The organism is Microbacterium sp. ARD31 (assembly GCF_031844425.1).
Window position 1 is genome coordinate 1 of record NZ_JAUZVE010000102.1, and the last position, 10,746, is coordinate 10,746.

General features: G+C 70.4%; 14 protein-coding genes and 1 pseudogene. All 15 read right to left on the minus strand.

Annotation, left to right across the window (positions count from 1 at the left end; all coding sequences use genetic code 11):
- A pseudogene (locus Q9S36_RS50760) lies at nt 1-240 on the minus strand (c-type cytochrome biogenesis protein CcsB); the annotation flags it as partial.
- A 77-nt stretch (nt 241-317) separates the two neighbouring features.
- Complete coding sequence (locus Q9S36_RS50765) at nt 318-548, minus strand: M23 family metallopeptidase (RefSeq protein WP_311292318.1); 231 nt, start codon at nt 546-548, stop codon at nt 318-320.
- A gap of 12 nt (nt 549-560) precedes the next feature.
- Complete coding sequence (locus Q9S36_RS50770; RefSeq protein WP_311292319.1) at nt 561-1,001, minus strand: hypothetical protein; 441 nt, start codon at nt 999-1,001, stop codon at nt 561-563.
- Between the two features lie 222 nt (nt 1,002-1,223).
- Nucleotides 1,224-1,445 (minus strand): M23 family metallopeptidase, encoded by a 222-nt coding sequence (locus Q9S36_RS50775; RefSeq protein ID WP_311292331.1) that lies wholly within the window; start codon nt 1,443-1,445, stop codon nt 1,224-1,226.
- A 9-nt stretch (nt 1,446-1,454) separates the two neighbouring features.
- Complete coding sequence (locus tag Q9S36_RS50780; RefSeq protein WP_311292320.1) at nt 1,455-2,474, minus strand: M23 family peptidase; 1,020 nt, start codon at nt 2,472-2,474, stop codon at nt 1,455-1,457.
- Between the two features lie 152 nt (nt 2,475-2,626).
- Nucleotides 2,627-4,249, minus strand: coding sequence for an apolipoprotein N-acyltransferase (gene lnt / locus Q9S36_RS50785; RefSeq protein ID WP_311292321.1), 1,623 nt, complete (start codon nt 4,247-4,249; stop codon nt 2,627-2,629).
- A gap of 3 nt (nt 4,250-4,252) precedes the next feature.
- Entirely contained in the window at nt 4,253-5,194 is a 942-nt protein-coding gene (locus Q9S36_RS50790) for a cytochrome c oxidase assembly protein (RefSeq protein WP_311292322.1), read from the minus strand.
- Complete coding sequence (locus tag Q9S36_RS50795; protein WP_311292323.1) at nt 5,191-6,879, minus strand: cytochrome c biogenesis protein ResB; 1,689 nt, start codon at nt 6,877-6,879, stop codon at nt 5,191-5,193. Before Q9S36_RS50795 ends, Q9S36_RS50790 begins: the two co-directional genes overlap by 4 nt.
- Nucleotides 6,860-7,627, minus strand: a complete 768-nt coding sequence (locus Q9S36_RS50800; protein ID WP_311292324.1) for a cytochrome c biogenesis CcdA family protein — start codon at nt 7,625-7,627, stop codon at nt 6,860-6,862. The genes Q9S36_RS50795 and Q9S36_RS50800 overlap by 20 nt, the downstream gene beginning before the upstream one ends.
- Nucleotides 7,624-8,223, minus strand: a complete 600-nt coding sequence (locus tag Q9S36_RS50805; RefSeq protein WP_311292325.1) for a TlpA disulfide reductase family protein — start codon at nt 8,221-8,223, stop codon at nt 7,624-7,626. Before Q9S36_RS50805 ends, Q9S36_RS50800 begins: the two co-directional genes overlap by 4 nt.
- On the minus strand, nt 8,220-8,555 hold the full coding sequence (locus tag Q9S36_RS50810) for a DUF6804 family protein (RefSeq protein ID WP_311292326.1): 336 nt from the start codon (nt 8,553-8,555) through the stop codon (nt 8,220-8,222). Before Q9S36_RS50810 ends, Q9S36_RS50805 begins: the two co-directional genes overlap by 4 nt.
- Nucleotides 8,552-9,085 carry a signal peptidase II gene (locus tag Q9S36_RS50815; protein ID WP_311292327.1) on the minus strand — a complete coding sequence of 178 codons (534 nt, stop codon included), beginning with the start codon at nt 9,083-9,085 and terminating at the stop codon, nt 8,552-8,554. The genes Q9S36_RS50810 and Q9S36_RS50815 overlap by 4 nt, the downstream gene beginning before the upstream one ends.
- A gap of 77 nt (nt 9,086-9,162) precedes the next feature.
- Nucleotides 9,163-9,438, minus strand: coding sequence for a zf-TFIIB domain-containing protein (locus tag Q9S36_RS50820; protein WP_311292328.1), 276 nt, complete (start codon nt 9,436-9,438; stop codon nt 9,163-9,165).
- A complete protein-coding gene (locus Q9S36_RS50825; RefSeq protein ID WP_311292329.1) occupies nt 9,435-10,151 on the minus strand; it encodes a copper resistance protein CopC in 717 nt (238 codons plus the stop codon). The genes Q9S36_RS50820 and Q9S36_RS50825 overlap by 4 nt, the downstream gene beginning before the upstream one ends.
- Nucleotides 10,152-10,164: 13 nt before the next feature.
- A complete protein-coding gene (locus Q9S36_RS50830) occupies nt 10,165-10,524 on the minus strand; it encodes a hypothetical protein (RefSeq protein WP_311292330.1) in 360 nt (119 codons plus the stop codon).
- Between the last annotated feature and the right edge of the window lie 222 nt (nt 10,525-10,746).

The window sequence follows — 10,746 nt, forward strand, 5'->3', positions numbered from 1 at the left end:
CCGCTGCGCGGGCGGCGTGCGAACACTGTCCACCGACCCACTCTGGCCGTTGTCCGTCTGCTGGCCCGCACGTGCGGTAGCGCCGGCCAGGGCCGGCTCCCGCTGCGGGACGCTGGCGGGGACGGAGCGTTGAGCCAGGTCGATGGTGTACGCGATGAACGCGAGCAGGTAGGTGGCGATCGCCGTCCACACCAGCAGCAGTGAGATGCCGTCGAGGGAGAGCGCGTCGGTTCCGGTCATGGCAGGGTCGTCCTCTTCGTCGTTGCGGTCAGGGGGTGCCCGCGAGCGGGGTGGCGCGATAGATCCGTGCACATGGGTCAGCCCGCGTTCGCTTCCAGCCAGGCCAGCGAGTCAACGGCGGTTCCGTCGAGGTAGACCTCGAAGTGCAGATGGTTCGCGGTGGAACGTCCCGTGCTGCCGCCGAGTCCGACCAGCTGCCCGGCCGTGACGGTCTGCCCGGCGGCGACCTGCCGGCTTCCGGTCTGCATGTGCGGGTACACCGTGCTCACCTGTTGCCCGTTCAGCACGGACTCCACCACGACTGTCACCCCGTAGCCGCCTTAGCTGTCCTGCGAGATCCGCACGACGCCGTCGACAGATGCGTAGACGGGGGTTCCGCCGGCAGCGACCATGTCGGTTCCCATATGCGCGCCGCCTCGAGCACCGAAGCGGTCGGTCACGGTGAACGGGCCGCCCACCGGCCACCGCACGGCTCCGCTGCCTTGGGGCACGATGCTGTAGTCGAAGGGCACCGAGGCGACCTGTGCGGAGGCCCGCGCACGCTCTGCGGCTGCTTCTGCCGCCTTCTTCTGGTCGATCTCCGCCTGGGTGGTAGCCGAGTAGCTCTCCCGCGTGAGCTGCGTCCCAGTCGCGTCGGAGGCGACGATTAAGGATTGCGCGTCCTCGGACGCGACTTGCTGCAGTGTCGGGATCTCGAGGTCTACCGGCTGCCAGGCGGCATACGCGGGGAGGGCGAACGTCGCAATCAGGCCGGTGACCACCGTGAGGACCGCCAGGGACCGCGCTGGGCGCAGCGCGATTACCCGACCACGGGCAGTCGTCTCCGCGGGTGGGCGCCGTGGGGGGCGGGCTGTGGTGGTGATGCTGGTGGCTGGTGGCGTTGCGGAGCGGCGGAGGCTGCGGCGCGTGGGGGGCGTCTGGGGCTGGTCGCCGCCGCCGGGTGGGGTGGTCTGGTCAGTCATGATGTCCTGGTTCGTTTCGGGTCAGATGGATACGCCGCGGTCGGCGAGGAAGGTGATGGGGTTGACCGGGGATCCGTTCACGTAGGCCTCGAAGTGCAGGTTGCAGCCGAACGCGTTGCCGGTGTTGCCTTCGCTGCCGATCAGGTCGCCGGCGTTCACGCGTTGGCCGTATCCGACGTAGAAGCCGCCGGGGCGGATGTGGGCGTATCCGGTGCCGATCCCGCCGCCGTGGTCGATCTTGATGTAGTTGCCCTAGCCGCCGTTGTACCCGGCGTAGACGACGGTGCCGGCCGCGGCGGCGTAGATCCCGGCGCCGCACCCGCCGCTGAGGTCGACGCCGTAGTGGTAGCTGGTTGAGCAGTACCCGTTGCCGCACTGGGAGCTGCGCGGCCCGAACCCCGAGGTGCGGTGCCCGGATGTCGGCCGTGCCCACCCGGAGCTGACCACACCCCCACCGCCGCCGCCCGAGGCGGCGAGCCGTTCCGCTTCGGCGTGCTCTGCCGCTCGCCGCTGCTCCTCGGCGAGGCGGGCAGCCTCCACTCCGGCCTGATAGTCGGCGATGGTCTTCGCGGTGGTGTCCTCGAGGGCGGCGAGCTGGGCCTGCAGCTCGCCGAGGTGGAGGGTCTGCGCGTCCAGCGCGGCCTGCGCAGCATCGGCGGCCTGCTGCGACTCGAGCATCTTCTGCTCGGCGACCTGCTGCAGCCGGTCCCGTTCGTCCCGGGCCACCACCGCCTGATCGGTCAGGCTCTGCGCGGCATCGCGGGCGGTGAGCGCCGCAGCGTAGACGGCCTGGTTGCGTTCCAGCAGCTTGTCCATCACGCCCAGCCGGGACAGGAGATCGTCCGCGGTCGCGGCCGACCCGGAGAGGAACAGCTCGAGTGAGGTGGTGTCGCCCCCGTCGCGGTAAAGCTGCGCGGCGATGCGGCCGGCCTTGTTCGCCGCATCGGTCGCGTTCTGCGCCTCCGCGTCGGCTTGGGACTGCAACGTGTCGGCGCGGATGGATGCGTCGAAGTACTCCTGCTGGGCGGTGTAGAACGCACCAGCGGCCTGCTCGGCGGCGGTGCGGGTGCGCTCCACCTCGCCGGTCAGGCTTTGGATGAGGCCCTGGATCCGCTGCGCCTCGGCAGCCTTGGTGGCCTCGTTCGCTTTCGCGGCCTGCACGTCATCCCAGGACGGATAGGTCGCCGCGAACGCTGCCGGCAGCATCGGGCCGGCGACCAGGACGGCGGCCGCGCTCAATGTTCCTGCGGTCAGCAGAGTACGCCGGCTCACCCCGGCCCGGAATGCGCGGCTCTCCGCGGACGTGGGCGCGCACCCGCACTCCTCCGCTGTCAGGTCACTGAGAAGGGTGAGATCGCTGCCCGTCGCCAGCGTTCGCAGCGACCCGGCCAGTCGACCTCCGGCAGGCCTCGCCCGTGGCGTGTTCATGGGTGCCTCCCCGGGTCAGTCGAACGATCTGCGCCGTCCGCACGCGTGCGGGCACGGTGGGAGAATCCCGCCGTGGTGAGAGCGCCGGCGGCGGCGAGGACGATGAGAGCGGTGAGCCAGGGACCGAGGATCACCGCCGGGGTGAGTCCGGTGCGCAGCGGGACGGTGCTGATCGACGCGTCAGCGGCGTCGACGCCGATGCTGTCGACGGTGGTGCCGTTCGGGGTGATGACCTGGCTGGTGCCCACCGTGGAGACGTTGACGACGGCGCGGCCGGTTTCGATGGCGCGCATCCGGGCGAACGCGAGTTGCTGCAGGTTCTCGTCGGTGCCGCGGAAGTCGGCGTTGTTGGTCTGGAACACGAACACTTCTGCGCCGGCGCGGGCGCCGTCCCAGATCACGGTGTCGTAGATCACGTCGAAGCAGATCGCCAACCCCACCCCGACATCGCCGACCTGCACGATGGGCGGGTTGGTGCCCGGGGTGTACTCGCGTTGGATCAGTCCGACCAGGTCGGGGACGATCAGCTCGTAGAACCACCGGTCCGGCACGTACTCCCCGAACGGGACCGGGTTGACCTTGTCGTGCCACTGCCGGCCCGTGGGATCCGCAGTCCACAGTAGGGACGTGTTGAAGACGTCGGCGCCGCGGGTGGTGGCGGCGTTCATTAGCAACGGCGCCCCGGCCGCGCGCACGACCCGGTCCAACGCCTCGGCGGCGGCGGGATCACTGAGCGGGTCGGCGTCGACGCCGCCCTCCGGCCAGGCCAGCAGATCCATCGGCTGCCCATACAGCGGCACAGTGGCGGCGATCTGCGCGGCCAGGACGTCGCCGGGCGCCTTGTCGTCGAAGTACCCGGTGGGGCCGTTGCCCTGCACCCATCCCACGCGGAACTCCCCGGCCGGCGCGGTGGGGAACTGCGGTGTCACGACTAGGAGAACAGCGACGCTCACGGCAGGGTGCAGCCCGAGCATGAAGCGGATGCCGCCGGCGCGGATCCACTGCACCACAGAGGCGCACACCACGACGATCAGCAGCGACAGGCCGGTCACGCTCGTCCACGAGGCGACCTCGGCGAGCGGCCCACCCACCTGGGTCATCCCGAGGCGCGCCCACGGGAACCCGGAGTACGGCCACGCACCCATCACCACCTCACGGGCCGTCCACAGAACCGCGATCAGCGGAGGCACCGCGAGCAGCTGCACGAGGCCGCGGGCCGGATGACGGGCGGTCCACCGGTAGGCGAGCGTGATTGGCACCGCGCCGACGCCGAACAGGACCGCTTCCAGCCCGGCAAGGGCAAGCCACGGCACCGGGCCGAGGAACTCCCCCACCCACACCAGATGGGTCGTGTAGAACACGGCGCCGAACACAGTGCCGACCAGCAACGCCCCGCCGATGCTGCGGCCCATCAGGGCCACCAGGGCCACCGTGACACTCACGAAGGTCAACGGCCACCACCCCACCGGTGCGGAGGCGAGATCCAGCAGCAGGCCGGCGGCCGCGGATGCCAGCACCGCCGCCCACAACGGCAGCGACCATGCCGCAACGGTGCGGCGCGGCGGCGTCTCCTGCTCCGGCGCGGCGGCCGGGGCGGGTGTCGGCAGGGTCGTGCGCATCGGTCAGGTGCCTTTCTGGTGGAGTCGGGTGAGGTAGTCGTTGTACGCGTCGAGCTCAGGGTCGCCGTGTGCGTCGGCGCGGCGGTCGGCGGCGACCGCCTGGGCGGTGTCGTCACGGAACCAGCGGTGCATGACGTAGATGAGCATCAGCAGGGTGGGGGCCTCGCCGTAGGACCAGGCCAGCCCGCCGGCGAGGCGCTGGTCTTCGATCGGGTCAATGCCCAGCGCGCTCGTCGGGCCGGCGAACCCGTCGATGAGGGTGGTGGTGGCCATCAATAGGAAGACGCCGAAGAAGGCGTGCAGGGCGGCTTCGGCGAACACGTCCAGGGCGCGGCCGCCGTGGCTCATCCGCACCGGCAGCGGGTCCGAGGACAGGATCGGGATGGTGAACAGCATCCCGGCGACCAGGAACCCGACCTCGAGGAGGGTATGGCCGGTGACGGTGGACAGGATCGGGTCGGCGAAGTTCGCCAGGTACAGGCCGTAGAACGCGGCCAGGTATAGCGGCACCGCCAGCCACGGGCTGAGAAGCCACCGTGCGGTGCGACTGCGTAGCCCGGCATGCGCGGCGCGGAGCACGAGGAGACCTGGGCCGCGGTGCGGGGTGGCGCGTAGCAGCAGGGTGCCGGGAGAGCCGAGGACCAGCAGCGGCGGGATCGCCATCATCAGGGTGAGCTGCTGGAACATGAACACCGAGAACAGGGCGTACCCGTAGTTCTCCACCGCCAGGCCGGTGACCGCGGCGAGGGCGACGCAGCCGAGCAGGAAGCTGATCGTCCGCCACACCGGCCAGCCGCGGCCGCGGACCCACATCTGGATCGCGCCGGCCAGGTAGGCGACCGCGAGGAGTCCCGCGAGGAGCGGTAGCACTGGAGCCGGAAGTTGGGCCGGGGTGAGGAACCCGCCGAGGGCCGGCGGGGCGTCCGGGATCCACACGGTCGTCACGGCGTGTCCTTCTCCGGCTGGTCTACGCCGAGGGCGTGCGCGTGGCGGGTCGCGAACTCGTCGACGGCGCGCGCCAAAGCGGGGTCTTCGCCTCGGGCCAGTCCCGCGTATTCGACGTGCACACCATCCGGGGTGGTGCGGGCTTTCACCCAGAGCCGGCGGCGGGGCACGAACAGTCCGGCGAACAGGCCGAGGGTGGCGAGCACGGAGAACGCGAGCACCCAGCCGCTGCTGGGGTCGCGTTGGATCTGCAGCGACGCGAACCGCTTCACCGGCTCCTCCGCAGTGGCCTCCTCCCACGTAATCGTGCCCCACCCGTTCGGCAGGTCGACGGTGGCGCCGGGGGTGAGCTCAAGGGAGTCGGCGGCGGTGTCGCCGCCGGTGTGCTGGGTGAGCCCGTCGACCTCGAGCGTGTACACCGACCTCGGAGTGCCGTCATCGATGCCGAGATCCCCGCTGAACACGTTGAGAGTCAGCACCGGATTGACCACGTCCGGGTAGACGGAGGTGAACGCGCCGGAGGGCAGCACCCCCTGGGTGGGGTAGAAGAACCCGACCAGCCCGACCTGTTCGGGCAGCCCGTCCGGGATCTTGATGATCCCCAGCGAGGTCATGTTTGAGTCCTGCGGCAGGAACGGCTGCGACTCGCTGTACACCACCTCGCCGGCGGCGTCGCGGATCGTGAGGGTGGGGGCGTAGCCGTTGCCGAGCAGGTAGATCCGGTCGCCTTCGACGGTGATCGGGTAGTTCACGATCACGCTCTGCGCCCGGTCGTCCTGCCCGGGCTGGCGGATGGTGATGTCGGCGGAGAAGTCCCCGGCCTGGCCTGCGCCGGGTGTGCCGGGCAGCCGGTAGGAGACCTGGAAGTCGTCGAGGGTGAGCGAGTAGGGGGCGAGGCCGGCGCCGTCGATGAACCGGCCGGGGTTGAACGAGGAGTAGTCGCTGAGCGCGTTCACGAATGTGGTGCCCTCCACCACCACCCGCTGCCCGGTGTACGCGAACGACCCGCCGATCGCGACCGAGACGAGCACGCCGACGAGGGCGACGTGGAAGATCAGGTTGCCGGTCTCGCGCAGGTAGCCGCGCTCTGCCGACACCGACGCGGCTCCGCGGGCGTCGTATCGCTCCACCCGGTATCCGGCCTTGCGCAGCTGCTCTGCGGCAACGTCGATCGCGTGCGCGCCTGGGTCGGTCTGCCCTTCCTCTTTCGGCAAGCTCAGTTCCCGGTAGTCCGAGAGCCGCGACAGCCGGGCCGGGGTGCGCGGCGGGCGGGAGCGGAGCGCCTTGTAGTGGTGCTTGGCGCGCGGGATCACGCAGCCGATCAGGGAGGTGAACAGCAGCAGGTAGATCGCGGAGAACCACGGCGACAGGTACACGTCGAACAGGCCGACCGCCTCCGCCAGCGGGAACACGTCGGGGTTGTCCCGCTCCCACTGGATGACCCCGTTGGGGTCGGCGCTGCGCTGCGGGAACAGGGACCCGGGCACGGCGGCGATCGCGAGGAACAGCAGCAGCACCAGTGCGGTGCGCATGCTGGTTAGCTGCCGCCATGCCCACCGCAACCACCCCGTGATGCCCAGCGCCGGCTGGGTAATCTCGGTCGCGGATTCACTGTCGGCGTGGTCGCCGGGGCGCAGCGGGTCGGCGGTGACGTCGGTGCCGGTGTCAGAGCGGGAGGGGGACATTGATCACCACCTGTTGCAGCTGCGACATCAGCGCCGTCCACAGCCCGGTCACCATCAGCAGGCCGAGGGCGATGAGCATGGCCCCGCCGATGATGTTCAGGGCGCGGATGTGGCGGCGCAGGAACGCCACCGATCGGGACGCCCACCCCCATCCGGCCGCGAGGATCAGGAACGGGATGCCCAGGCCCAGCGAATAGGCGAGCCCGAGCAGGCCCGCGCGGGCGGGGTCGCCGAGGTTCCACGACATGGAGATGATCGCTGCGAGCGTCGGGCCGATGCAGGGAGTCCAGCCGACGCCGAGCGCGAACCCGAGAAGCGGCGCCCCGATCAGCCCGGCCCTGCCCTGGGCGCGGGGGCGGAGGGTGCGCTGGGCGATACCGAAGAACCCGAGGAACACCAGGCCCAGGGCGATGATGACGACCCCGAAGACGCGAGTGAGCACATTGGCGTACTGCAGCAGCAGGTACCCGAAGGTGCCGCCGAGGATCGTGACGGCGACGAACACCACGGTGAACCCCGCGATGAACAGTGTCACGCCCAGCAGCAGCCGAGCGCGCTCCGCCGTCACCGTGCGCCCCCCGTCCACCGTGGGGGTCGCGGTCGTCGTGGTGGTGCTGCCGAGGTAGCCGAGGTAGCCGGGCACCAGCGGCAGCACGCACGGGGACACGAACGAGACCAGCCCGGCGAGGATCGCTACCGGGATCGCGACCCACAGGGCACCGTCGACGATCACCGATCCCGGATTCATGAGGTGGCCTCGGCGAGGGTGTCGGCGACCAGGGTGGACAGGATCGACGCGCTGGCCAGCTGCCCGATGATCCGCGCCGCGACCCGCCCCTCCTGGTCGATGACCAGGGTGGTGGGGGTGGCCTGGATCGGGGTGACCTGCGCGAAGGCGAGCTTGACCCGTCCGTCGTTCACGTCGATCACGCTCGGGTAGGTGACGTTGTTGTCACGGGCGAACGACAGTGCGGTGGCGGGCTGGTCGTAGGTGTTCACCCCGAGGAACGCCACGTCCTGGTCCTGATACTCTTGCCAGACCTCCTCGAGCAGCGGGGCCTCGACGATGCACGGCCCGCACGCGGCGTACCAGAAGTTCACCACCAGCACTCCGCCGCGGTAGTCGTCACTGGACACCGTCTCGCCGGTCTCGGTGACGCCCTCGAACGCCACCGGCTCCCCGCGGTCGGGAACCGGGATCTCGACGATCTGGAAGTCACCGGCGATGTAGCCCTTCTCGTTCCCGTCCCGGTACTGCTGCGCGAGCGAATCGCTGGACGTGCACCCGGCCAGCAGCAGCGCCGCGACCAGCGTCATAGCGGCAAGGACGGGGCGGCGGATCATGCGCGCTTGACTTTGATCAGGGCCCCGGCGACCAGGAACACGACCGCGGCGACCGGCTGCGCCGCAGTCCACACCGGGCTGGAAAACGGGAACGGGAACACCGGGTTCCAAATCACGGCGATCACGACGAACACCGGCAACCACCACCACTGCCGCGCCTGGATCGCGAACCACCCCACGATGACCGCGAAGATCGCCGCGACGAACAGCACCACGGTGAACCAGTCCCCGCCCATCAGTACCGGCGCGAGGAACAACACCGCCGCCGCGAGCAGCCCCGGCGCGAACGCGTTGCGCTGGTACACGGACGGGGTCCGCTGCTTCGCCATCATGACCCGCTCACCACGGAGCCCGTCGCAGGCGCCGCGCTGTCCGCGCTGACGCGGGAGCGGCGGTGTCGGGTCCACAGGCTCAGGCCGAGGACGATGACGCCGGCACCGAGGGCGACGTCGGCGAGGTTGCCGATGAACAGGTTCCCGTAGGCGAGGAAGTCGGTGACGTGCCCGACCCCGAACCCAGGAGGGGAGAACAGCCGGTCGATCAGGTTCCCGATCGCGCCTCCCAGGATCAGCCCGATCCCCAGCGCCCACCATCCGCTCCGCGCCCGCGCGGCGGCCACGACCAGCAGCACCACGGCACCGACCCCGAGGAGAGTGAGCAGCCCGGTGACCCCGGCTCCGAGGGAGAGGATCGCGCCGGGGTTGAACGCGAGCTGCAGCCCGAGCAGATCCCCGAGCAGCGGGATCCGCTCCTCCTGACTCAACCCTCCCAGTGCGGCCGCCTTCGTCACCTGGTCGACCAGGACCACCACAGCGGCGGCCAGGCACGCGACCGCGAACCGCCGGGTCCGCTCACAAACCATCAGCGGCTCCTCGTGCGTTCGCGGGGGCCGCTGATACGCCGGCCATCAGACCGGCTATCAGGAAGAGACCCTTGGTGTCAGAAGTCGAAGAGGTCACCGAGGAACCCTTCCTTCCGCCGACGCCCGGAGCGACCGTGATGATCCCTGTCGCGGTCAGAACGGTGGTCGCCCTCCCGCGGATAGGGGGCGGTGCTGGTTTGCCGGCCGCCGCCGGCGAGGTCGGCGGCACGGTCGATGATCTTGTCGAGCTCGCCACGGTCCAGCCAGACGCCCCGGCACGGCGGGCAGTAGTCGATCTCGACCCCGGAGCGCTCCGTGATCAGCAGGGCGGTCCCGTCGACCGGACATTTCATGAGGGGTTCTCCTTCTGTTGCTGGTCGTCGGCGGGTCCACCATCCGCGGCGTCCGCGGCTGCGGCTGCTCGGTCGCGGCGACGACGCTCTCTGGCCACCATGAGCACGACCACCAGCGCGCCGCCCAGCACGATCACGCCGCTGGCGACGGCCAAGATAGGCAGAAGCTCCCCACCCCCGGAGGGCTCACCGTGACCGGGGTTCCCGGTGGTGTCGGTGGACGTCGGAGACGGGTCGGGTGTCTGCTCCTCGGTCGCTTCGGGGGTGGGTGCGCTGGTGGGGACGGTGATCGCTTCGACGGTGTACTGGTACTCGTTGCTGATCGGGTGGCCGTCGCTGGAGACGACCCGCCACCGCACCGTGTATGCGCCCGCCTGACCGGGCGTCACCGCCTGGGTGACCGTGGTCGCGTCGATGACCGGATCCCCCGATGCGATGTTCTGCCCGTCCGGGGCGACCACCTCGATGATCACGGCGCTGAAATCGGTGAGGATCTCGCCGCTGAACGTCAGCGAGATCTCCTCCGGATCCACGCTGACCGTGGATCCGGCTTCCGGGGAGGAGGAGACGATCTCATCGTGCGCGGCTGCGGGCGCCGCGGTGGCGAACAGCAGCCCGGCGGCCAGCAGCAGCGACATCACGCTGGGCAGGAGGAGGACGCGTCGACGGGAAGCGGATCGGTGCGGGTGTTCGTGATCGGTGACGGTGGTCAAGGCGGTGGTCCTTTCAGGGCCGGTTGATGATGTGCTGGGCGATCGTTGTCGCGTCTTTCCAAACCCCGGCGAGGGTGTCGGAGCCGCGGCCGCCGTACTGCGGCATCCCGGCGACGAACAGCCCGGGCAGCCCGGTCAGGGTGCGCCGCGGCCGGTCGACGCGGGCCGGCTCCGGGATCCAATCGTCGCCAGGGGTGTAGCCGGTGGCGAGGATCACCGAGCGGGGGGATGCCTGCGTGCCATCAGCGAAGGTCACCACGGCGCCGGCCACGCCCTGCACCGCAGGAACGATCGTCACCCCGGCGCGACGCAGCCGCTCATAGCTGTCGCCGAAGACCGGCTCGGGGCGACGCTCCCGCGAGAACAGCGGCACCCTCTCCCTGCCGCGGCGGGATAGCTCATCGCGGGGCGATGCTGCCGCCGGGTTCGCACGGACAGCGTCACGGTGTGCGACGCGGACAGTTCGCGGGCCAGCTGCACACCGCTGTTCCCGCCGCCCACGATGAGCACGTCGCCGACAGGGATCTGCTTCGGGTACAGGTACTCGCTGCTGTGCAGCCCTTCCGCGCTCAGAGCCGCGGCAACCGCGAGCCCG

Excerpts from the sequence above, each read along its gene's own strand:
- lnt (WP_311292321.1), bottom strand. The coding sequence starts at position 4,249 with ATGCGCACGACCCTGCCGACACCCGCCCCGGCCGCCGCGCCGGAGCAG.
- Q9S36_RS50795 (WP_311292323.1), bottom strand. The coding sequence starts at position 6,879 with ATGTCCCCCTCCCGCTCTGACACCGGCACCGACGTCACCGCCGACCCG.
- Q9S36_RS50800 (WP_311292324.1), bottom strand. The coding sequence starts at position 7,627 with ATGAATCCGGGATCGGTGATCGTCGACGGTGCCCTGTGGGTCGCGATC.
- Q9S36_RS50805 (WP_311292325.1), bottom strand. The coding sequence starts at position 8,223 with ATGATCCGCCGCCCCGTCCTTGCCGCTATGACGCTGGTCGCGGCGCTG.
- Q9S36_RS50810 (WP_311292326.1), bottom strand. The coding sequence starts at position 8,555 with ATGATGGCGAAGCAGCGGACCCCGTCCGTGTACCAGCGCAACGCGTTC.
- Q9S36_RS50815 (WP_311292327.1), bottom strand. The coding sequence starts at position 9,085 with ATGGTTTGTGAGCGGACCCGGCGGTTCGCGGTCGCGTGCCTGGCCGCC.
- Q9S36_RS50820 (WP_311292328.1), bottom strand. The coding sequence starts at position 9,438 with ATGAAATGTCCGGTCGACGGGACCGCCCTGCTGATCACGGAGCGCTCC.